Below are 21,691 nucleotides of genomic sequence, written 5' to 3' on the forward strand. Positions count from 1 at the left end.
ATGACATTCACGCAAATTCTGTCATGTTTTGTCTATTGGTTGGAAATAATTTTAAAATAAGAAAGAAAAGGAGCACTAGCATGAAAAAACTGAGAAAGAAAACCCAATTCATCACATTATTCGCATTTTTTCTTGTTCCAATTTTTGATATTTTCCGTCTTGATCTAATTAATGGATCTTTTTACCTGTTTCAGAAAGCTTTCTCTTTTGAGACAGGTTTTATTTACTTAATTGCTGTTCTATTTTTGGTCATCTTTTTTGTCTCAATTTCAAAATGGTACGAAAGGCATTTTTGTAGCTGGATTTGTCCACATAACACTGTTGTTGGATTTCTTTACAAACTCTCTTCTCACCCCTTACTTATCAAACAACCACGTTTTAAAAAAGTAGGAATGGTGATTATTTCACTTGTTGTCTCCTTATTAGCTTCTTATGGGGTCTTGGCATATTTTATTAGTCCCACCTACTTAGCGCACACCATTATGCAATTTCAATACTTAACAGTTGTTGGCAACCTACTATTATTTTTTACGGCCATACTTTTTATTCTTATTCATTCCCTAAAACAAAAATTTTGTGCCAACACATGCCCTTATGGACATTTCCAAAAATTATTCTCTGACAAAAACCGTCCATCAAGGAAAAGCATTTTTACAGGTGTAAATTTATTACTACTCTTGCTTTTGGGAAGTTTATTTATTGCTTTAGTCACTTTAAGTTTTATTAGCAAACAATTCACTGTTTCAATCTCAGAGAATATAGCAGGTGTACAATTGGAAACAAACAAAATATTTTCATATGAGATTCAAATCGAAAATTACGCTTCTGACTTACATGAATTTCGAATTACATCAGATACCCCGAGCCATTGGGAGGTACTTTTCGAGGATATTCTCCATGTCGATGCTGGCGAAAATCAAAAGTCCTCCTTAATTTTAAAAATTCCTAAGGAGGACTTTAATAAAAACTTTTTAATTACTGTTAAGGTAACAAATCTTACAAATAATAAAGAAGAAAGTAAAAAAATTGCCATTCACTCTTAGTTCATTTTCCAAAGATCCCAACTACTATTTGAAGAGTTTCTTCAAGCGTGAATGGTTTCCAAAACTGTTCACCATAAACTAGTATATCCTGATGCAGGTGAAGTTGAGTTCCATCATTATTAACAGCACCACTCGTACCTGAATTTCCAACATAACCGATGACTGTAGAACTGGTAACCTTTTCTCCTACCTTAATATTTTCAGGTATTGCATATAGGTGCGCAAATCGGTTCATCACACCATTTTCATACTGCACCCAAACCTGTTTTCCACGTAAGCGATCGAAAATATATTCTGGTGTTTCTCCTACTAGAGCCGTTAAAGCTAGATCTTGATCCCTGACTTCACTGGATGGATACTCAACATAATCATGGTCAGCCCTAACAACAACCCCGTCTGCCATACCGAATACAGGCGTAGTTATTGAAATATGTTGGCCAGAGGCATACGCATACCAATCAATACCTTCGTGAAAACCATTGCGATATGGACGCTTTGCACCTGGAAGATGATTCGGAATTGTACTTACTGTTGCATCTTCTAGCGGTTTTTGGAGAAAGGATAAATAATCAATCATTTCACCAACAGTCCAATCTTTTTCGAGAATACTAATCGACTCTATAGTACTAACTACTAAAGTTTCATTTGTCCAAGGAAATTTTACTTTGGCATCTAATAAACTAACATCAAGGCCAAGAACCGTTTCTAGAAAATGTACTGGTAAGTAAACTTCCCCCTCGTATTCTAATAGCTTCACAGTATCAATAGGTAAATAAACTCCATTCCTCTCGATTACAGGTATTCCATAAATCAATTTATAGCCTTGATTATCGATTTCCATCTTCAAGGTCCGGTGCAATCGATCATAGGTAAAACTACCGTCTACACTACTTATCAAGTCATTTACAGGTATGAATTGTTGATCATTTATTTGTTTTATATCTATTTCTTTCATACTGGTTTTTCCACTAAAGTATTTAAAATTTTCAGGTTTGCCATACTGATTAATAACTTCACATGCTGTTAGTACAAGAAAGCATAGAATAACTACAAGGATCTTTTTCACTTTCATTCCCCCTTCGTAAATTGCTTTTCACTATTCTCACCAACTGATACCCTCATTAAACACATAGAAAATATAGAGCTTCTATAATATTTCAATGTTTTATGTTTGGTTCGTTTTAGGGACTGATTATATGTGAATAAAAATAGGTATTGAATTCTATTACATGTTGGCAAGGGATGCTTGAAGCTTTGAAACCTAAATGAGCCAGGGGACAAGTGCACTTGTCCTCTGGCTCATTTGGTTTCATAAACGGTCAAATTACATAATAATTTACTAATTTACTGAATAATCATATAGGAATATAGGCTAATAATAAAAGGCTATTTCCGTAAACTATGTTGCTTTTAGGTCGTCTTTTGAGAATAAATAAGCTTTTTGGGGACAATTTTTTTGTCCCAATGTCTTATTTATTCTCAAAAGCTTCACGCAAAGCGTGGAAAACCAAGCATTCGCTTGGTTACGACCTAAAAGCTAAAAGCAACAATCTTTTAGAAAAGAGCGTAATAAAAAGATCTCTTCAACTGAAAACAAACTTACTGAATTGAAAGTTAGTTTTACTAAAGAACCTTTTTCATTACTCAATAGCTTTAGGATCGACAAAACCGTATCCCTTTTCAACTAATCCTTCAATAATTAATGGCAATGCCTCTAAAGTCCACTCATGATCGTGCATAAGTAGATTAGCTCCAGGTCTAAGCAAATTCGTATTAACCATTATCTCTGCTAATGCATCTTTTTGCATATAATCTTTTTCAAAATCATAACCATAAGTCCAGTTCATCCATTGCATACCTTCTTCTGTAACTACTCGACGAGACACATCAGTATTGACTCCAAACGGAGCTCTAAAGAAACGTGGTCTTTCTCCAGTAATTTCTTCTATTAAGTCATTTAATTCTACTATCTCTTGCCTTTGTTTTTCTTCTGATAATCCCCGTAAGTTAGGATGGTACATCGTATGATTCCCTATTTCAAAACCCATTTCATAGATCGCTTTTAACTTCTCTCTACCAGCCTCATTATTAATAAAGTGACCATTTACAAAGAAGATAGCATTTATATTTTTCTCTTTCAATAAGGTAGCCATCTCCACCGAATAGCGATTCGGAGCATCATCAATCGTTAAGAGAACAACCTGCTCATTCCCGAAATCATCTGCAGGTTTAATAGTATGATCACTTTGTAATAGATAACGAGGAACCTCCGCCTCTTTTAGCTCTTCTTGAACTTCTTCCTCTATGACACTAACTTCCTCTTCTTCAGTATCAGGTTGGAATGCGTCTATGTCCTTTTGCCTGACTTCTTGTTCAATTTCCACTTGTTCACCATTCTCATTAAAACAAGCAGATAAAAGTGGAATGAATATGACCATGAGCACGATCGTTATTTTCTTCATCAATATCACCCTAGTTTATTTTTTTTTAGTATGTTAACTTTAACACATTTTTAGAAAGGCTCTTTTCGTAAACTTTGTGGCTTTTAGGTCGTCTTTATGTACCTTCGCATTATTTGCATACTATTTCCAATTTCAACAAATACTCTACATAATGATAACTTGATAGGTGAAAAATATGAACCCTTTAAAATTTGTTGGTCGAAGAGTGATTAAAACCGGAATCGCAGTATTCATCACTGCATTAGTATGCATTAAACTTGGATTACCTGTTATTTTTGCTGTTATTACGGCGATTGTAACAACCGAACCAACGGCAGCCGATTCGCTCAAAAGAGGACTAATTCGTCTACCTGCAGCCGCAATAGGTGCTGTTTTTGCATTGTTTTTTGATTTATTTCTCGGACATGCAGCTATTACCTTCGCACTTGTAAGCATCTTTACAATTCTTTTTTGCCACCACTTAAAATTAGATAACGGAACGTTAGTAGCTACCCTTACTGCTGTGGCAATGATTCCCGGCGGCAATGAAAGTATAATTGGTGAATTCATATTTAGATTATCCGGCACATCACTAGGAATAATTATTTCCACTTTAGTAAATTTTGCTGTATTACCACCTAAGTTCGGACCATTACTTGTTGACAAAGTTAATGAACTTTATTGTCATACGGCAGAGCATTTAGATGAACTAGTACCAGAAGTTATCGAGAAAAAAAAGAATGACATCTATTTAACACAACGTAAACTACATCAAGAGCTTGAAAAAGCATTTCAACTGACTGAATATCAAGAAGCAGAATGGCAGTACCGAAAAAGCAATGAGTTAGAAGAAAGGTCCTTTCATTACCTGCAGAAAAAGTTAGCTCAACTACAGAAAATTCTTTTTCATGTTGGAAACCTGAGTTACATTAGTCTAGAGCAAAAACTTTCTAACAGTGAAAAAAAAATAGTACTTCATTCAGTTAATTTCATAAATAAACTATGTACAAATATATTATACGCAAGTGAAGAAAATATCACCGTTTCCCAACAAGAACTTTACTACCTATTAAAAAACGAAGTGAAAGAAAACAAAAACTGCACACAAAAAGAGGCTCTCCTTTATGAACTTTTATCCATACTAGAGAGTTTATCTATTTTACAAAAAGACACCATTGAAGAACAAACTTTCTCTGAAGCCAATAAAAATTATCCTGCGTATATTTTCGCAAAGCAAATTCAATATGATTAAATTCAATGAAAAAATGAGCCGTTTGGAAAATAACAATTCTTCCGAACGGCTCATTTAGTACGAAAACAACCCTCTAACTAGACCTATTTAGTGATTATCTTTTCAATTATGTAACAGTTTCATTACGAACAAAAAAATCTCTTATCTCCGTGGTAAACTATGTTTAGAAAGGTTTGTATATATCCGCTGAAAAAGGATGTGAATGGTCTTGTGTTGAAAATGAGAGTAGCGATTTCTTTAATACCGATCTTCCTAATCTTCTTAATAAGCTGCACCAACAACGAAGAAGTCATTACGAACTATCCATTTCTGCAAAAAAAAGACGAAAACATCACATTGCTTTTTTCAGATGATCATTTCATTAGTGCTGAAGGAAATTATTACGATGCTCTTTTGGATGTTAAAAGAAGATACCCTGAAAAAATAAGGTCTTTTAATATTATACACTCATCAGACCGAGATCTAATTCGACATTACAATATCCAAGAGTACCCTACTTTACTTGTTATACATAATGAGTATATAACCATCAGAGTGGAAGGACCGTTAAAAAAAATTGAAATCCTAGAATTACTCGAGAAGGCACTCGTGCAAAAAATAGACTGAGAGGATGACTATAAAGTCACCCTCTCAGTTTTTTATCTAATTTCAGTCCAGCTTTATTTTACAATATGAATTGGCATTCCAATTGCAACTTCTGCTGTTTCCATCGTAATCTCTCCTAACGATGGATGTGCATGAATGGTCATTGCAATATCTTCTGCTGTCATACCAGCTTCTATTGCAACACAAGCTTCAGATATCATATCAGAGGCATTTAAACCAGCTATTTGAACCCCAAGTACTAAACCATCTTCTTTTCGAGTAACCATTTTCATGAAGCCGTCTGTTTCATTTAATGATAACGCTCGACCATTGGCTGCAAACGGGAACTTAGAAACAACAACTTCATAACCAGCTTCTTTTGCTTCAGCTTCTGTCAAACCAACTGAAGCAAGTTCAGGTCCAGAGAACACAACTGCTGGAATAGCTAAGTAATCAACCTCTGCAGGATGACCAGAAATCACTTCAGCAGCAACTTTCCCTTCGTAAGATGCTTTATGAGCAAGCGCAGGTCCATCTACAATATCTCCGATAGCGTAAATTCCTTTCACACTCGTTTTACATTGTTTATCTACCTTCACTAGGCCACGTTCTGTCATCTCAATTCCAACTTGCTCTAAACCAAGCTCTTCTGTATTAGGACGGCGCCCTACTGTAACAAGTACGTAGTCTGCTTCAAATGTTTTAACTTCACCTTTAATTTCAGCCGTTACTTTTACTCCATCAGCAGTTTCTTCAACACCTTGAGCTAGTGCATTCGTGTGAATGTCCGCTCCATTTTTCTTTAAACGCTTAGTTACTAATTGGCTCATCTGCTTCTCAAAACCAGGTAATACTTGTTTACCACCTTCTAGAATTGTTAATTCAGTTCCTAGGTTAGCATAAGCAGAACCTAACTCAACACCAATGTAGCCGCCACCTATTACAATCATTTTTTTAGGAACTTCTTTTAAAGCCAATGCTCCAGTAGAAGAAATTACACGTTTGCTCCACTTAAAAGCTGGTAATTCAATCGGTCTTGAGCCTGTAGCAATAATACAATTATTAAACTTATACGTTTGTGAAGACTTCTCATCCATAATACGTACTGTGCTCTCATCAACAAAGTAAGCCTCACCTTTTACGATGTCTACTTTGTTGCCTTTTAATAAACCTTCAACCCCACTCGTAAGTTTATTAACAACGGATGCTTTCCATTTTTGTACTTTAGAAAAATCTAAACTTACATTTCCAACTGTAATTCCAATTTCTTCTGAATTAGTTGCATCATGATATTTATGTCCCGCTGCAATTAAAGCCTTTGACGGAATACAACCTACGTTTAAGCAAACTCCACCTAAGTTTTCTTTTTCAACGATTGTTACCTTTTGTCCTAGTTGAGCAGCGCGGATAGCTGCCACGTATCCACCAGGACCTGCCCCAATAACAAGTGTATCTACCTCTACCGCAAAATCTCCTACTACCATTTTTTACGCCTCCATAACTAATAATTGTGGATCGTTCAGTAAGCGTTTGATATGATTTAACGCATTTTGTGCAGTTGCTCCATCAATTAAGCGGTGATCAAAACTTAAAGATAAGGCAAGCACTGGTGCTACCACGATTTCACCATTTTTTACTACAGGCTTTTCAGCAATTCGACCAATACCTAAAATTGCAACCTCAGGATGATTAATTACAGGAGTGAACCATTGTCCACCAGCTGATCCAATATTCGTAATTGTACAAGAACCACCCTTCATTTTATCAGGTGATAATTTACCTTCACGGGCACTCGTTGCTAATTCATTAATTTCAGCTGAAATTTTAAAGATTGACTTACGATCAGCATCTTTTACTACAGGGACTAGTAATCCTTTTTCAGTATCTGCTGCAATACCGATATTAAAGTAGTGCTTGTAAACAACCTCTTCATTGACATCATCAATAGAAGCATTTAAAGTTGGGTATTCACGTAAAGCAGAAGTAAGTGCTTTAACAACATAAGGTAAGTAGGTTAACTTAATACCTTTTGCCGAAGCAACATCCTTAAACTTTTTACGATGTGAAACAAGATCCGTTACATCCACTTCATCCATTAACGTTACATGTGGAGCAGTATGCTTAGAATTCACCATAGCATTTGAAATCGCTCTACGAATTCCACTCATTTTCTCACGAGTCTCTAATTCACCATGAACAGCCTCATAAGGCTTAACAGACTTTTTCTCTGAGGCAGCTGATGTTATAGGAGCAGTTTGTGCTACTTCTGTCGCCTTAGTAGTTTCTTCCACTTTCGTTTCTTCTACTGAAATCGTACCAAAATTATCAACATCACCTTTTAGGATGCGGCCGTTATCACCTGTTCCATTAACTTTACGAATGTCAATCCCTTTTTCACGTGCATACTTTCTAACTGACGGCATTGCAATAATTCTTCGAGATTCATCAACCTCAATTACCGCTTCTTCTATAGCTACATCTTCAGTCACTACCGGCACTGGAGTTGCTTCTTCTTCGTCATGATGTCCATGAGCTGAAGCAGGAATTTCACCATCATAATCAATTGTTAGTAGAACATCACCTACGATTGCAACCGTTCCCTCAGAAACTTTCAGTTCCAAAACTTTCCCCTCAACTGGTGATGGGATTTCAACAACTGCTTTGTCATTTTGAACCTCAAGTAGAATGTCATCTTCTTTTACTTCGTCACCAGGTTTAACAAACCATTTAACGATTTCACCTTCGTGGATACCTTCACCGATATCAGGAAGTTTAAATTCAAAAGCCACTTAAAACGCCTCCCTATCTTATCTTTTCATTTATGTGTATAGTCCGAAAAAGAAGCAAAAGCGCTTCTTTTCCCCTTAGAAATTAATAACTTTTTTCGCTTTTTCTACGATTTCTTTGTACCCTGGTAACCAAACGTCTTCTGCAGAAGCGAATGGGAATACAGTATCAGGTGCAGCTACACGAAGTACAGGTGCTTCCAAGCTTAGGATTGCTCTTTCAGTAATTTCAGCTACTACATTCGCTGCAATCCCAGCTTGTATTTGAGCTTCTTGTACAACAATCGCACGATTTGTTTTTTCTACAGAAGCAAGGATTGTATCGATATCGATAGGGCTAATAGTACGTAAATCAATTACTTCTGCCTCAATACCCTCTTTGGCCAATTCTTCTGCAGCTTTAAGAGAAGAGTGAACCATTGCGCCATAAGTAATAATAGAGATGTCTTTCCCTTCGCGTTTCACATCAGCCTTCCCTAGTTCAATTGTGTATTCACCTTCTGGAACTTCGCCACGGAAAGAACGATAAAGCTTCATGTGCTCTAGAAAGACAACTGGATCATTATCACGGATTGCTGAGATTAGTAAACCTTTTGCATCATAAGGTGTTGCGGGTATAACTACTTTTACACCAGGTGTCTGTGCCATTAACCCCTCTAAGCTGTCCGCATGTAGTTCTGGTGTTTTTACTCCACCACCAAATGGTGAGCGAATAGTTACTGGTGAATGATATTTTCCACCTGAACGGTAACGCATCCTAGCCATTTGAGCAGCAATTGAGTCGAAAACTTCAAATACGAAACCAAAGAATTGAACTTCCATAATTGGACGGAAACCTGTTAAACCAAGACCAATTGCAAGTCCACCAATTCCCGACTCAGCTAGTGGAGTATCAAAAACTCGATCTTCTCCAAATTCAGCTTGTAGACCTTCTGTTGCACGGAAAACTCCACCATTCTTCCCAACGTCTTCCCCGAAAAGTAGGATATTTTCATCGCGTTTAAGTTCTACACGCATGGCATCTGTAATTGCTTGAATCATTGTCATTTGTGCCATAGTTTATTTCGACTCCTTTGCTTTGTATTCTTCCATTTGCTCTTGAAGGTTTTGTGGAAGCGTTTCGTACATAAATCCGATTAAGTCAGTCACTTTTTGCTTTGGTGCTCCGTCTGCCTTCTTAATAGCTACTTTAATATCTTCTTTCGCTTGTTCTACTACTTCATTTTCTTGTGCTTCAGACCATAAGCTTTTCTTTTCTAAGAATTTACGGAATCGTACTAACGGATCTTTCTTTTCCCACTCATCATCTAGGTCAGAAGTACGGTAACGAGTTGGGTCATCGCCTGCCATCGTATGCGGGCCATAACGATACGTTAGAGTTTCGATTAATGTTGGTCCATCACCTCTTAAACCACGTTCACGAGCTTCTAGAGTTGCTGCATAAACGGCTAAGACGTCCATTCCATCAACTTGAACACCATGAATACCTGCTGCAACGGCTTTTTGCGCAATTGTTTTCGCTGCAGATTGCTTTTCTACTGGAGTAGAAATCGCAAAGCGGTTATTTTGAACTACAAAAATTGCTGGAGCCGCAAATGCACCTGCAAAGTTTATTCCTTCATAGAAGTCACCTTGAGAAGCTCCACCATCACCCGTATAAGTAATCGCGACAGTATTTGTATTTTTACGTTTTAGTCCTAGTGCTACACCTGCAGCTTGAATAATTTGAGCACCAATGATAATTTGCGGCATCAATACATTTACACCGTCGGGCATTTGTCCACCTTTAAAATGTCCACGAGACCATAAAAACGCCTGTTCTAAAGTAACACCATGGAAAACTATTTGAGGAATATCACGATATCCCGGTAAGATCCAATCTTGTTTCTCTAATGCGAAATGTGATCCAAGCATTGAAGCTTCTTGACCAGCAACTGGTGCATAAAACCCTAAACGACCTTGTCGATTCAAAGAAATTGCACGCTGATCCCAAATTCTTGTATAAACCATACGTCTCATTAATTCTTGTAATTGTTCGTCACTTAAATTCGGCATTGCTGCCTCATTCACTACTTCCCCTTCTTCATTTAAAATTTGGAAGGTCTCAAACTGATTTTCAACTTGCTCTAACGTTTTACTTTTCATCATCGTACGTTCACCTCTTCCTTTCATATAAAAAGAAATAATAATTTACGGAATAAACTCTAGTTTAGGTTGCCCATATTTCAAGTCAATACAACCGTTAATTAGCAAAATAATCAGTTCTAACGATTTTTTTTAAGAACGCTTTCCTTTTTAACGATCTGTATCAGTTTTGAAATTTTCTTTATGGTACAACTATTTCCTTCTGAGCTTAGTTTACAATAAGTCTAAATTAGTTGTCAACGAATTAATCCTGTTTTAATAGGCTTTACCTGTTTTTAAAATCAAATAAAAGACCAATTACGATTACGTCTGTTATAATATTATTTTATAACTGTATTATAAATAGCTGAAATCCCTTAGTATAACAACATTCTCACAGTGTTAATACACATAAAGCTGTTATATTTTCCTGGGCAAGTAAAATTTACAAAAAAAATAAAAATAAAAAAGGAAATTCCTTATAGTAAAATCGAAAAAATAAATTTTCTCGAAATTGACTAAAAAAATCCCCTTAAAAATATTGAATTATTTACCATAAACCCAAATATTTACGAATAAAGCCTTAATTATAGACTACTTCAAGTTCTGCAAGCTCGTAAAAATTTCGTTTGAGGTCATTATATTGGATTGTGAACTGGTTAAACAAATCTTTGTGACTATTAACCTTTCATAAGAAGCATTTACTTTATCATGTTGTGTTTCAAGTTCATCGATAGTTAGATCTTCTTTTTGAATTAAATTATAAAGCTCTAGATCCAACTCAATCGCAAATTTATATTCATTATATAATTCAATATAGGTTTCATACCTGTTTTCCATTATGGTTACTAATTCCTCTGCAGCCTTCTTTAAATCCTCATCCTCGATGGTTTCTAAAATAGTAGTAATTAGCAAAAATTCGTTATATGCCTCATCAATACTCTCTCGTTCTTTTTCGATCATTGATTTTCTTGTGACAGCTATTTCCTCAGCTTGAGTTGCTAACGCTTTAATTTCATCTAAATCAGCTAACCCTAAAATTTGGTCGTATAATTCATATTCATCATTTTCTGCTTTTGATAGCGGCTCTTGCTGTTCTTCAAATGGAGCTTCTAGACTAACAGCTTTTTCTAAATGATGATAGATCTCTTCGGCCGGATTAACTTTTGTACAGCCAACCACTACTAAAAAAAGGATTAGTATGCTCCCAAGTCTAATTTTTTTAAATGTAAACATCTCTAATTTCCCCCTTTATCAAAACTTTTCCATTTAGGGTGTTCCTTAAAACATTATACTAAATAATAACGTTTGACAACAGTTAAATGGACAATCCCTATCTTATATATATTTCCTTTACCTTTGTTTATTACATGTTTTTTTATATAAAAAACTATCGTAAAATTGGGTAAACATCCAACCAGAGATATTTTAACTGCATAGCATATTATTAAATCGCAAGCAAAAAGCGATTAAACTTTTATGAGGAGGAATTTAATATGTACGGACACGGATGTTGGGACCCATGTGGTATGGGCTATGGAGCTCCAGTTGCAGCACCAGTACACAGAGGTGGAGCAGGCTTCGCTTTAATCGTAGTACTGTTCATTTTATTAATCATTGTAGGTGCAGCTTGGTATCCTAGAGCTTAGTATTATCTTATGAAAGAACGAGAGTCTTCTGCTCTCGTTTTCTTTCTTTTTTTTCCAATGAATAGTATAGTATTAACATTAAATATATTTACTAATAAAAAATACCTAGGGAATTGTAAGGAGTTGTGTGTAAATGATTACTATGAAAGACGTCATAAAAGAAGGTCATCCAACCTTACGAAAAATTGCTGAAGAAGTTTCTATACCAGCGTCTCACGAAGACAAAGAAACTCTAAAAAAAATGATGGACTTTTTACATAATAGCCAAAACCCGGAAATTGCAGAGAAATTTAACCTCAGACCAGGCGTTGGAATTGCCGCACCACAGATAAATGTGTCAAAACGAATGATCGCGGTTTTAGTTACAGACCAAAACGAAAATTTATATGAGTATGCTTTATTCAACCCTAAAATTGTTAGTCATTCAGTAGAGATGACAGAATTAGAAAATGGCGAAGGGTGTTTATCTGTCGATAGAGATGTTCCTGGTCTCGTACCACGATATGCAAGAATTACTGTTCAAGGTACAACTATTGATGGGGAAGGAATTTCGATCCGTCTACGCGGACTTCCAGCAATCGTTTTTCAACATGAAATCGACCACTTAAATGGTGTTATGTTTTACGATAGAATTGAAGAAGCAAAGGACCCATTTAAGCAACCTGTCCCAGAAGCATTTAAGTAAAATAACAGTAAGAGATAGACAAAAATGTCTATCTCTTTTTTTATTTTTTATTGCTAGCTATTGAAAATATATAGCGGTTAAAAACTACTATGTTTCATCGTTTTTATTTTTTGGTCGTCTTTTGAGAATAAATAAGCTTTTGGGAATAATTTATTTTTCCCCATGCTTATTTATTCTCGAAAGCTTCACGCTTGGTTACGACCTAAAAGCTAATAGCAACAATCTTTTAGAAAGGCTGTTTTGGTAAAGTTTGTTGCTTTCGTAAAAATCCCAAAAGTCGGATTTTTACACAAAAATACTAAGATTTCACAACTTATTAAGTAAGCACTGCTCTTTTCTTACTTATTGTATTCGGTGATATCTTCATCTATGGATTTTAAAAAGCAACAATGTTTTAGAAAAGAGCCTTTAGAAAAGAGCGTATTTTTAAAACCTAAACTTTTAAGTGACTTAAAAATCATAAAAAATTATGTTCTTCAGTTTTTTCCATTCATGAGTTCTCCTATCTAACACATACTAACTCAAAGAAAACTTTCGGTTATAAAGGAGGCTACAATAGTGTTAAAAAGATGGCGTGAAAAATTATTGAAAAAATGTCGGGATCTTCTACCACAAAAACGGCTATTAGAATCGTAATACTATTCTTTTTTCTACCTAAATTTGTTATCTAATGAAAAATAATGTATGATGCTAATTATCATTGTTTTCTTTCTTCATAATTATAAGCTTATCCAATTAAATGATTGAGTAAAGTTTCTGAGAAACTACACCAAAATTATTGATTTTAGCATTCAAAAAGAAAAACATGAAAAAATAACCAGTATCATTTATAATAATGAAAGATAAATTAACGATTTTTAAGGAGAGGTTTAAATGATTTACAAAGTACTATACCAAGAAAGACTTATTGAAGTTCCAGTAAGAGAAAAAACACAATCCCTTTACGTTGAAGCTAGTTCTGAAATGGAAGTAAGGCAAATGTTAGCCCAAAGGCCATATAATATTGAATTCGTTTTACCAGTAGATGGGGATTACTTAGAATACGAAAAACAGAACGAAAATTTTAAAGTGGAGAATGTGTAAAATTATGAAGCAGGTAAAAAACAATCAAACTGCCGTTTTTGCTCTAGGTGGACTGGGCGAAATCGGAAAAAACACATATGCAGTGCAATTCCAAGATGAAATTATTTTAATTGATGCCGGGATAAAATTTCCAGAGGATGAGTTACTTGGAATTGATTATGTAATCCCTGACTACACTTATTTAGTCAAAAATGTCGATAAAATCAAAGGATTATTTATAACCCATGGACATGAGGATCATATAGGTGGTGTTCCCTACCTACTAAGACAAGTTAACATTCCAATCTACGGAGGGAAATTAGCGCTTGGCTTATTAAAAGGGAAATTAGAGGAGCATGGTTTATTAAGAAAAACAAAGATGTATGAGATCAAAGAAGAGGACATCATAAAATTCCAAAAAGTATCGGTATCATTTTTTAGGACAACCCACAGTATCCCTGATTCATACGGGATAGTTGTAAAAACTCCTCCTGGTAATGTCGTTCATACTGGCGATTTCAAATTTGATTTTACACCTGTTGGAGAGCCGGCAAACTTAACGAAGATGGCTCTAATTGGACAAGAAGGGGTACTTTGCCTTTTGTCTGACAGTACTAATAGTGAAGTCCCTGGCTTTACAATGTCAGAACGTAAAGTTGGAGAAAGCATCGATAGCATCTTCCGCAAAGTTGATGGTAGATTAATATTTGCTACCTTTGCATCAAATATTCACCGTCTTCAACAAGTTGTCGAATCAGCTGTTACTAATAACCGTAAAGTAGCCGTTTTCGGAAGAAGTATGGAAAATGCAATTACTATTGGGCAGGAATTAGGTTATATAAAAGCACCCAAAGGTACCTTTATAGAACATAATCAGTTAAATAAATTACCAGCAAATGAAGTTACTATATTGTGTACTGGAAGCCAAGGTGAACCAATGGCTGCATTATCCAGAATTGCATTTGGCACTCACCGTCAAATACAAATTATCCCTGGAGATACTGTTGTTTTCTCTTCGTCACCTATTCCAGGAAACACACTAAGTGTAAGCAAAACAATAAATCAATTATATCGCGCTGGAGCAGAAGTAATTCACGGTTCTTTAAGCGACATTCATACTTCTGGTCACGGCGGTCAGGAAGAGCAAAAGCTGATGCTTCGTCTAATGAAACCAAAGTACTTCCTGCCAATTCACGGCGAGTATAGAATGTTAAAAATGCATGTACGACTTGCTGTTGATTGTGATGTTCCGGAGGAAAATTGTTTTGTGATGGATAATGGAGAAGTTTTAGCTTTAGGTCAAGACGAAGCCGCTATAGCGGGTAAAGTGCCTTCCGGATCTGTATATGTCGATGGGAATGGTATTGGTGACATTGGTAACATAGTTTTACGCGATCGAAGAATTTTATCTGAAGAAGGACTGGTTGTCGTTGTCGTTAGCTTGAATATGAAAGAATTTAAGGTAACAGCAGGACCTGATATTATTTCAAGAGGTTTCGTCTACATGCGCGAATCTGGGGACTTAATAAATGATGCTCAAGCTTTACTCGCAAAACATCTTCAGGCAATAATGGACCGTAAAACATCTCAATGGTCTGAAATTAAAAATGAAATTACCGATGTATTAGGACCGTTTCTATATGAAAAAACGAAGCGTAAACCAATGATCTTACCAATTATTATGGAAGTATAATACATTTGAACTCCCTTCCTTGTTGGTGATTTATTAGATAGAGCCTATAATATTTTAAAGCCAAAAAAAGACGAAAGGGCTAAAAATCCTTGTCGTCTTTTTTTGTAGTTTTAATCTTTATCAAATAGGGCATCTTCTAATTTATTTATATCAACCACGGCTCCGATGACAATTAGGATATCGCCACTTAAAACTTTCTCTGTCCCATAAGGAGAGACATTAATGATACCTTCTCTTTTAATCGCCATGATGTTTACTCCGTATTTGGCTCGAATATTTAACTCAACCAATGATTTATTGTTCATCTTCTCTCCTGCAATTAGCTCAACAATACTATAATCCTTCGATAACTCTAGATAATCTAGGACATTTTTTGAGACAATATTATGGGCAATACGGATCCCCATATCTCTCTCTGGGTGAACCACTTTATGGGCCCCAATTTTGTTTAACACTTTCTCATGATAATCATTCTGAGCTTTTACTGTTATATGCTTGACTCCAAGTTCATCTAGAATTAGTGTTGTCAGGATACTTGCTTGTATATTATCACCAATTGCTACGATAACATGATCAAAATTTCGGATACCAAGACTTCGTAAAGCACCTTCATCAGCCCCATCGGCAACTACAGCATGAGTAACTATGGAGGAAAAGTTATTAACTTTATCTTCGTCTGTATCTATCGCAAGAACTTCCATCCCTTGATCGCTTAATGATTTACAAATACTTCCACCAAATCTACCTAATCCAATAACCGCAAACTGTTTTTTCATAGAGCCGTATTTCCCCCATTCATTGAAAAACTTCCAATTAGCTTATCTTGTTATTATCATATCATAATATTTAAAATGTTATAGTAATTGAAGTTTAAAATTGAAGGGAAAACTTAATTTAAAACAATCGGTTCCAAGTTTGCTGTCCAACAATACCATCAATTCTTATTCCCGATCTTCTTTGAAAGTCTCTAACAGCTCGTTCTGTGTTAGGACCATAAATCCCGTCAACCTGAACATTTAACGCTCGTTGAACATGTTTGACATCCTCACCACGCAGCATTGGACTTTGAACTGATAATAACCTCTCATATGTTGGTTGGTTACCTGCCAGCCGATCAAGAGCTCTCCAAGTAATCGGACCTACGATCCCATCAACAGCTAAATTGTTTCTCCGTTGAAACTCCATGACTCTATTTTCTGTACCCGGCCCATATATCCCATCTATTAATGCACCAACCTTTTCTTGAACTTCAGCAACATCTTGCCCACGCATCATCGGTTGCATCAAACGCAACATTCTACGAGTTTCACCACTAAATTGCTCCTCACGTGCATCAGGCTCATCTGAAGGTGCTCCATGCTCAATCTGTTCTCCTGAAGCATTAAAATTGTCTAATGCTCTTCTTGTTTCAGGACCAACTACTCCATCTACAACTATTCGAGCACTTCGTTGAAATCTCTGTACTGCATCGACAGTTAACGGCCCAAATATCCCATCGATAGGACCTGGTTCAAATCCTAAATTATTTAGTCTTTGTTGAATTGCTCTTACATCATCTCCACGGTCGCCTTGGCTCAAAATTGTTCGATTCGTTGGTTGTGAAGGAATAACAATAGGTGAACTAGTAGGAATAGCCCTACCTTCTCTAAGTGACGCTCTAAATTGTTCCATACTAATAGAAGGACATGGTTTCCAAGCATACCCCGGAAACTCAATATGCCCCCAAACATCCTCAACTGATAGATTAAAATCATTCAATAACTTCCTCACCAACTTAAGCGTTGCATTCCTTTGCGCTCTTTCGAGAGTTTGAGTTCGAAAGTCACCGACCATACAAATCCCTAAGGCTCTGCCATTACTATTACCAACATGATAACTCACTACCTCAGGATCATGACAAAGGTCTATCGAGCCATCTTTATTGACAACATAATGGTAGGCAATACCAGGCCAGTCAAGTGAATTAACATGATATCTGGCGAATGCCTCTGCACTACCAGATGTTGTTGCGCTGTGGTGAATGGCAATATTACGAATTTCTGAAATTGCCCTTCTTCGATACCTTTTGCTTGGATGTCTAACTAAACTATTTCGTTTATCATTTATATTCATAAAAAAATCACCTCTTTCTATATATACAAAATAATCCAGAAATAGGTGACTTTTTTTAAGTTGAGAGTTTAAAGTGTTGAGTGTTGAGTTGTTTAAAAGTAATGCTTCGCAGCTTTACAGAAAAAACTTTCAACTATACACTCTAAACTATTATTCTTCTTTTATCCCTAGCACACGATTCACACGCTTAGTAAGCATCTTCATTCCTCCACCACCAGCTTGAAAATGACGAAGTTGTCCTTCACTATCAAATACATAGTATGAAGGTACATATTTATTTTCAAAAGCATCTGTCAGTTTATGAGCACTATCAATATAGATCGGTTGTGTAATGTCATGTTCATGAGCTACTTTTTTTATTTCTTCCATATCAAGGTCTTTTTCTGAACGTGGCATATGGACCGCAATGACATTTAATTGGTCCTTATATTGATCTCGAAACTCGTTGACACTATGCATTGCTTCTTTACATAGATGACAACTTATAGACCAAAAGTGAAATAATGTTGGTTTCTCCCCAACTAAGTCTTCTCTTGTTACTTCACCATTTAACCACTCAGTAGCACCAGTTAGTTCAGGCATTTGTGATCTTAACTTCATAACATCAACTCCTAAATAGTGTAAGAAAAGGTCTAACAATTTGCTAGACCTTTCATTAAATCTCTAATTAAAGTGTTTCTTGGCCGGGCTTCCAGTTTGCTGGACATAACCCACCAGTTTGAAGTGCTTGAAGCACACGCAAGGTCTCATCAACATCGCGACCAATATTATTGTGGTTAACTACTGAATACATTAACTCTCCTTCTGGGCTAATAATGAATAACCCACGTAGAGCAATTCCAGCATCTTCGATTAGTACACCATATTCTCTGGAGACAACATGGTTAGTATCCGCTGCTAAAGGATACTTTAGCTCTCCTAACCCATTAGAATTTCTGTCAGTGTTGATCCATGCTAAATGTGTATGAATAGTATCTGTAGATACACCTATTACTTCGGTGTCCAAATCTTCAAACTCATCGAAACGGTCACTAACTGCTGTTATTTCTGTTGGGCATACGAAAGTGAAATCCATTGGATAGAAGAAAAGAACAGTCCATTTGTCGTTTTTCATATTTTCCTCTAGACTAACTTTACCAAACTCCTTATTAGGCATTACTGCGTCCATTTCAAATCTAGGTGCTTGCTTTGCTACCATTCTTTTGTCACTCATATGTAAAACCTCCTAAATTATTACCCATGTAGTGGGTTTTATCTTTATGTTGTAATTACGACTATAAAAGAATTAATATTAACAGTCAACGTAATTAGTAAATTCATCCTTTTATAATAGTAACTAATGAATATTATACCCTCACCGAAACGAAATTAACGAATCATAACACTTATTAAAGAAAAGTTTTTCATTTATACCATATTAGTTTAAGAATGATACTAATTATGATAGACTCTTGTTTATGTTTAGTTTCTTTTGCTCAAAGGAAATACTTATAATAAAAAGGAGTGGAGATATCATGTACTTTGAATGGCTTGAAACCTACGATTGGAGCGAGCTAATAGTAGGTGTTTCAGTTATCGTAATACAGTTATTAGGAATATTTTTGTTATATATGATCGTTAAGAACATAGGAACTAGGATTATTTATAGTTCTTTTAAAAAGTTACAAGAACAAAGAGGAATGCATCCTGGTCGAACAAAAACTTTAGAAAAGCTGGCACTTAATGTATTTACCTATTTTCTAATCTTCTTTCTATTAACGATTGTTATCGGCATCTTCGATTATGAAATAGCACCATTGATTGCTGGTGCAGGTATTATCGGTCTTGCTATTGGTTTTGGGGCTCAAGGTTTAGTAAGTGACGTAGTTACAGGTTTCTTTATCTTACTTGAGAAACAAATTGAAGTGGACGACTACGTAACGATGGCAGGATTAGACGGCATAGTAGAAGAAGTCGGTTTACGTACAACTCGACTTCGAGGATTTGATGGCACATTGCATTTTATTCCTAATCGAGAAATTAAAAATGTTAGTAATCATTCCCGTGGAAATATGAGAGCGTTAGTGGATATTAGTATAGCCTACGATGAAAATATCGATCAAGCAATCATGGTTTTACAAGCAGCTTGTGATTCCATCGCACAACAAGAACCTGCGATAAAAGAAGGGCCTAATGTAGTTGGCGTACAAAGTCTTGGTGACTCTGATGTCGTGATTCGTATTATTGCTAAAACCGAAAATATGGTGCAATGGGAAATTGAAAGAAAGCTTCGAAAAGCATTGAAAGAAGCACTTGATCGCCATGGTATAGAAATTCCTTTCCCACATCAAGTGTATATTGAGAAAAAATAAGAAAAGTAATGTTCTGTTATGAAAGTGATGCAATTCCTTTCAAATCTATCTCAGCTAGCTATTTGCTTGAAACATTTAATGACCAATAGAAAAGACTTTTTTTCAAAGATTATTGCCTTAAAGGCAAGCAACAAACTTTACGAAAACAGCGTAATGTAAAAAAGTTAGCCCTTTCCTTAGAAAGATAGGGCTAACTTTTCCTTGTCCATTTGAAAATACTTATACTTATTGAACTTTTGTCTCAACTTGTTGACAAACTTCTTCTGCCGTTAAGCCGTGAGCATTAATAACGGAGCCTTTCGTCACAACATTTTGAATGCCCATCATATTTTGGTCTTGACCTGTAATTACGCAGCAGTCGCACCCCGCAGCATCATTTTCCTGCTTTAATTGTACAACATCGTAACCTCTAGATTGCAACGCTTCTTGAACATCTGTTAAAGATTGTTCGACACCAATCTTAGCCATAAAAGTTCCTCCTTCCAAATCATCCATTAAATATGTAAAGATACATTTCTCTACAAAGATAATTTGTCCAACTAAATGGAAGATTATTCTGCCTACAATAAGAAAAGCAGAAGGAATGAAATAGCTATAGTACAACCACTTAAAGTGATTTTAAATAATCGATTAGAAGTTCAATAGCGAATGGAATAGCCTCTTCATTTGGATTTAAATAATTTGAATGAAGTCCATTTTCTGAATCAACACCAAGCCAAAACATAAAGCCTGGAATTTCTCTTAGGAAATACCCAAAGTCTTCACCAGTCATCGCTTCCTTGCATTCAATAAGGTTACAATTTGCTCGATTTTTAACAAAATTCATAAATGGTTCTGTCATTTTTTCATCATTATAAACTTGACAATAATTAGCTCCAAAGTCAATCGATAGTTTGCATTCAAATCCCACTTCAATTCCATGAGCAAGTGCTAAGATACGAGCTTTAATTTTCTCCATAGAGTCCATAGATAATGTTCGAATTGTACCTTCCACTCTAGCTCGCTCTGCAATAATATTTTGTTTTGTACCACCTGTAATTTTCCCAATTGTTACAACGGCAGAGTCAAGAGGATCTATATTTCTCGCAACAATAGATTGAAGTTGGGTGACAAAATGGCTAGCAGCTAAGACCATATCATTTGCTGTATGTGGATAAGCGGCATGCCCCCCTCTACCTAATAGATCAATAAACAATTCTGATGTATTAGCAAATAGTAGTCCTTTTCTTGTTGCAACTGTACCAACTGGATATTCTGGAGCAATATGCAAGGCTACCATCATATTTGGTCGATTTTCTTTTAAATAGGTACTTTCGAGCATCGGTTGTGCGCCACCCGGCCCTTCCTCAGCTGGTTGAAAAATAAACAACAAAGTTTCCTTAGGTTGAAATGAGGCAAAATGAGAAAGTATCCCTAACGCAATACTCATATGAAAATCATGACCGCAACCATGCATTCTACCTTCATGCTTTGATTCAAAGGATAAGTTAGTTTCTTCTTTCATCGGTAACCCATCAATATCAGCACGATAGCCGACTACTTTTGAAGGATTATAACCGATTACCTTAACAAAAACACCTGTCTTCCAGGTGGTTATTTGTAAGTACTGTTGCGGTAAATTTTTAATAAAGTTAAGTAAATATTCCTGTGTCTTATATTCTTCAAAACCAAGCTCAGGAATTTGATGCAATTGTCTTCTAACTTCAATAAACTGAGAATATTCCATAATAAGTACCTCTTTTTTGGTTTAGAATCTATATTCTATTGTAGCATTATTAGGGCTTCTTAATCGACTGCTACATTTATCATCTTATTAGAAGGCTCTTTTCGTAAACATTGTGGCTTTTTAACGTAAAATAGTTGGAAAAATCCCTTAGATGAAGATATCACTCAATAAATTGAGTAAGA

General features: G+C 35.7%; 21 protein-coding genes. 8 read left to right on the forward strand and 13 right to left on the reverse strand.

Annotated elements, in window-relative coordinates; all coding sequences use genetic code 11:
- Nucleotides 1-80: 80 nt before the first annotated feature.
- The gene (locus tag H1D32_RS16430) at nt 81-1,043 is read left to right on the forward strand and encodes a 4Fe-4S binding protein (RefSeq protein ID WP_261179360.1); all 963 of its coding nucleotides are present in this window, start codon (nt 81-83) and stop codon (nt 1,041-1,043) included.
- Nucleotide 1,044: 1 nt separating this feature from the next.
- Here H1D32_RS16430 and H1D32_RS16435 read toward each other — a convergent pair whose 3' ends face one another.
- Nucleotides 1,045-2,115, reverse strand: coding sequence for a peptidoglycan DD-metalloendopeptidase family protein (locus H1D32_RS16435; protein ID WP_396126226.1), 1,071 nt, complete (start codon nt 2,113-2,115; stop codon nt 1,045-1,047).
- A 568-nt stretch (nt 2,116-2,683) separates the two neighbouring features.
- Nucleotides 2,684-3,505: a polysaccharide deacetylase family protein gene (locus H1D32_RS16440; protein WP_261179362.1), complete on the reverse strand. Its 822-nt coding sequence runs from the start codon at nt 3,503-3,505 to the stop codon at nt 2,684-2,686.
- A 175-nt stretch (nt 3,506-3,680) separates the two neighbouring features.
- On the opposite strand from H1D32_RS16440, the gene H1D32_RS16445 reads away from it, so the two are divergent.
- Entirely contained in the window at nt 3,681-4,736 is a 1,056-nt protein-coding gene (locus H1D32_RS16445) for an FUSC family protein (protein ID WP_261179363.1), read from the forward strand.
- A gap of 159 nt (nt 4,737-4,895) precedes the next feature.
- On the forward strand, nt 4,896-5,342 hold the full coding sequence (locus H1D32_RS16450; RefSeq protein WP_261179364.1) for a hypothetical protein: 447 nt from the start codon (nt 4,896-4,898) through the stop codon (nt 5,340-5,342).
- 53 nt (nt 5,343-5,395) lie between these two features.
- Here H1D32_RS16450 and lpdA read toward each other — a convergent pair whose 3' ends face one another.
- The 5 genes from lpdA to H1D32_RS16475 form a co-directional block, all read right to left on the reverse strand.
- A complete protein-coding gene (gene lpdA, locus H1D32_RS16455; protein ID WP_261179365.1) occupies nt 5,396-6,805 on the reverse strand; it encodes a dihydrolipoyl dehydrogenase in 1,410 nt (469 codons plus the stop codon).
- A 3-nt stretch (nt 6,806-6,808) separates the two neighbouring features.
- Nucleotides 6,809-8,110: a dihydrolipoamide acetyltransferase family protein gene (locus H1D32_RS16460; RefSeq protein WP_261179366.1), complete on the reverse strand. Its 1,302-nt coding sequence runs from the start codon at nt 8,108-8,110 to the stop codon at nt 6,809-6,811.
- Between the two features lie 75 nt (nt 8,111-8,185).
- On the reverse strand, nt 8,186-9,163 hold the full coding sequence (locus H1D32_RS16465; RefSeq protein WP_261179367.1) for an alpha-ketoacid dehydrogenase subunit beta: 978 nt from the start codon (nt 9,161-9,163) through the stop codon (nt 8,186-8,188).
- Between the two features lie 3 nt (nt 9,164-9,166).
- Nucleotides 9,167-10,252 carry a pyruvate dehydrogenase (acetyl-transferring) E1 component subunit alpha gene (gene pdhA / locus H1D32_RS16470; protein ID WP_314733435.1) on the reverse strand — a complete coding sequence of 362 codons (1,086 nt, stop codon included), beginning with the start codon at nt 10,250-10,252 and terminating at the stop codon, nt 9,167-9,169.
- A gap of 573 nt (nt 10,253-10,825) precedes the next feature.
- Nucleotides 10,826-11,467 carry a YkyA family protein gene (locus H1D32_RS16475; protein WP_261179369.1) on the reverse strand — a complete coding sequence of 214 codons (642 nt, stop codon included), beginning with the start codon at nt 11,465-11,467 and terminating at the stop codon, nt 10,826-10,828.
- Between the two features lie 260 nt (nt 11,468-11,727).
- Here H1D32_RS16475 and H1D32_RS16480 point away from each other — a divergent pair, with 260 nt between their 5' ends.
- The 4 genes from H1D32_RS16480 to rnjA all read left to right on the forward strand — a co-directional run bounded on the left by H1D32_RS16480 (nt 11,728) and on the right by rnjA (nt 15,320).
- Nucleotides 11,728-11,880 (forward strand): YjcZ family sporulation protein, encoded by a 153-nt coding sequence (locus H1D32_RS16480; protein WP_314733431.1) that lies wholly within the window; start codon nt 11,728-11,730, stop codon nt 11,878-11,880.
- Between the two features lie 133 nt (nt 11,881-12,013).
- Nucleotides 12,014-12,565 carry a peptide deformylase gene (gene def / locus H1D32_RS16485; RefSeq protein WP_261179370.1) on the forward strand — a complete coding sequence of 184 codons (552 nt, stop codon included), beginning with the start codon at nt 12,014-12,016 and terminating at the stop codon, nt 12,563-12,565.
- An 873-nt stretch (nt 12,566-13,438) separates the two neighbouring features.
- A complete protein-coding gene (locus H1D32_RS16490) occupies nt 13,439-13,648 on the forward strand; it encodes a DNA-dependent RNA polymerase subunit epsilon (RefSeq protein ID WP_261179371.1) in 210 nt (69 codons plus the stop codon).
- A 4-nt stretch (nt 13,649-13,652) separates the two neighbouring features.
- Complete coding sequence (rnjA, locus tag H1D32_RS16495) at nt 13,653-15,320, forward strand: ribonuclease J1 (RefSeq protein WP_261179372.1); 1,668 nt, start codon at nt 13,653-13,655, stop codon at nt 15,318-15,320.
- Nucleotides 15,321-15,430: 110 nt separating this feature from the next.
- On the opposite strand, the gene H1D32_RS16500 is transcribed toward rnjA, so the two are convergent.
- From H1D32_RS16500 to H1D32_RS16515, 4 genes are all read right to left on the reverse strand, one after another.
- Nucleotides 15,431-16,096, reverse strand: coding sequence for a potassium channel family protein (locus tag H1D32_RS16500; protein ID WP_261179373.1), 666 nt, complete (start codon nt 16,094-16,096; stop codon nt 15,431-15,433).
- A gap of 118 nt (nt 16,097-16,214) precedes the next feature.
- Entirely contained in the window at nt 16,215-17,432 is a 1,218-nt protein-coding gene (locus tag H1D32_RS16505; protein WP_261179374.1) for a peptidoglycan recognition protein family protein, read from the reverse strand.
- Between the two features lie 150 nt (nt 17,433-17,582).
- The gene (locus tag H1D32_RS16510; protein ID WP_261179375.1) at nt 17,583-18,032 is read right to left on the reverse strand and encodes a redoxin domain-containing protein; all 450 of its coding nucleotides are present in this window, start codon (nt 18,030-18,032) and stop codon (nt 17,583-17,585) included.
- Between the two features lie 67 nt (nt 18,033-18,099).
- The gene (locus H1D32_RS16515) at nt 18,100-18,645 is read right to left on the reverse strand and encodes a peroxiredoxin (protein WP_261179376.1); all 546 of its coding nucleotides are present in this window, start codon (nt 18,643-18,645) and stop codon (nt 18,100-18,102) included.
- 301 nt (nt 18,646-18,946) lie between these two features.
- Here H1D32_RS16515 and H1D32_RS16520 point away from each other — a divergent pair, with 301 nt between their 5' ends.
- Nucleotides 18,947-19,783, forward strand: a complete 837-nt coding sequence (locus tag H1D32_RS16520) for a mechanosensitive ion channel family protein (protein ID WP_261179377.1) — start codon at nt 18,947-18,949, stop codon at nt 19,781-19,783.
- A 225-nt stretch (nt 19,784-20,008) separates the two neighbouring features.
- Here the strand turns inward: H1D32_RS16520 and H1D32_RS16525 are convergent, their stop codons facing one another.
- Nucleotides 20,009-20,251, reverse strand: a complete 243-nt coding sequence (locus H1D32_RS16525) for a YkuS family protein (protein WP_261179378.1) — start codon at nt 20,249-20,251, stop codon at nt 20,009-20,011.
- A 139-nt stretch (nt 20,252-20,390) separates the two neighbouring features.
- Nucleotides 20,391-21,509 (reverse strand): N-acetyldiaminopimelate deacetylase, encoded by a 1,119-nt coding sequence (locus H1D32_RS16530; protein ID WP_261179379.1) that lies wholly within the window; start codon nt 21,507-21,509, stop codon nt 20,391-20,393.
- Nucleotides 21,510-21,691: the final 182 nt, after the last annotated feature.

Source organism: Anaerobacillus sp. CMMVII, from assembly GCF_025377685.1.
Taxonomy (GTDB): Bacteria; Bacillota; Bacilli; order Bacillales; family Anaerobacillaceae; genus Anaerobacillus.

Excerpts from the sequence above, each read along its gene's own strand:
- H1D32_RS16430 (WP_261179360.1), top strand. The coding sequence starts at position 81 with ATGAAAAAACTGAGAAAGAAAACCCAATTCATCACATTATTCGCATTT.
- H1D32_RS16435 (WP_396126226.1), bottom strand. The coding sequence starts at position 2,115 with ATGAAAGTGAAAAAGATCCTTGTAGTTATTCTATGCTTTCTTGTACTA.
- H1D32_RS16440 (WP_261179362.1), bottom strand. The coding sequence starts at position 3,505 with ATGAAGAAAATAACGATCGTGCTCATGGTCATATTCATTCCACTTTTA.
- H1D32_RS16445 (WP_261179363.1), top strand. The coding sequence starts at position 3,681 with ATGAACCCTTTAAAATTTGTTGGTCGAAGAGTGATTAAAACCGGAATC.
- H1D32_RS16450 (WP_261179364.1), top strand. The coding sequence starts at position 4,896 with ATGTTTAGAAAGGTTTGTATATATCCGCTGAAAAAGGATGTGAATGGT.
- lpdA (WP_261179365.1), bottom strand. The coding sequence starts at position 6,805 with ATGGTAGTAGGAGATTTTGCGGTAGAGGTAGATACACTTGTTATTGGG.
- H1D32_RS16465 (WP_261179367.1), bottom strand. The coding sequence starts at position 9,163 with ATGGCACAAATGACAATGATTCAAGCAATTACAGATGCCATGCGTGTA.
- pdhA (WP_314733435.1), bottom strand. The coding sequence starts at position 10,252 with ATGAAAAGTAAAACGTTAGAGCAAGTTGAAAATCAGTTTGAGACCTTC.
- H1D32_RS16475 (WP_261179369.1), bottom strand. The coding sequence starts at position 11,467 with ATGTTTACATTTAAAAAAATTAGACTTGGGAGCATACTAATCCTTTTT.
- H1D32_RS16480 (WP_314733431.1), top strand. The coding sequence starts at position 11,728 with ATGTACGGACACGGATGTTGGGACCCATGTGGTATGGGCTATGGAGCT.
- def (WP_261179370.1), top strand. The coding sequence starts at position 12,014 with ATGATTACTATGAAAGACGTCATAAAAGAAGGTCATCCAACCTTACGA.
- H1D32_RS16490 (WP_261179371.1), top strand. The coding sequence starts at position 13,439 with ATGATTTACAAAGTACTATACCAAGAAAGACTTATTGAAGTTCCAGTA.
- rnjA (WP_261179372.1), top strand. The coding sequence starts at position 13,653 with ATGAAGCAGGTAAAAAACAATCAAACTGCCGTTTTTGCTCTAGGTGGA.
- H1D32_RS16500 (WP_261179373.1), bottom strand. The coding sequence starts at position 16,096 with ATGAAAAAACAGTTTGCGGTTATTGGATTAGGTAGATTTGGTGGAAGT.
- H1D32_RS16505 (WP_261179374.1), bottom strand. The coding sequence starts at position 17,432 with ATGAATATAAATGATAAACGAAATAGTTTAGTTAGACATCCAAGCAAA.
- H1D32_RS16510 (WP_261179375.1), bottom strand. The coding sequence starts at position 18,032 with ATGAAGTTAAGATCACAAATGCCTGAACTAACTGGTGCTACTGAGTGG.
- H1D32_RS16515 (WP_261179376.1), bottom strand. The coding sequence starts at position 18,645 with ATGAGTGACAAAAGAATGGTAGCAAAGCAAGCACCTAGATTTGAAATG.
- H1D32_RS16520 (WP_261179377.1), top strand. The coding sequence starts at position 18,947 with ATGTACTTTGAATGGCTTGAAACCTACGATTGGAGCGAGCTAATAGTA.
- H1D32_RS16525 (WP_261179378.1), bottom strand. The coding sequence starts at position 20,251 with ATGGCTAAGATTGGTGTCGAACAATCTTTAACAGATGTTCAAGAAGCG.
- H1D32_RS16530 (WP_261179379.1), bottom strand. The coding sequence starts at position 21,509 with ATGGAATATTCTCAGTTTATTGAAGTTAGAAGACAATTGCATCAAATT.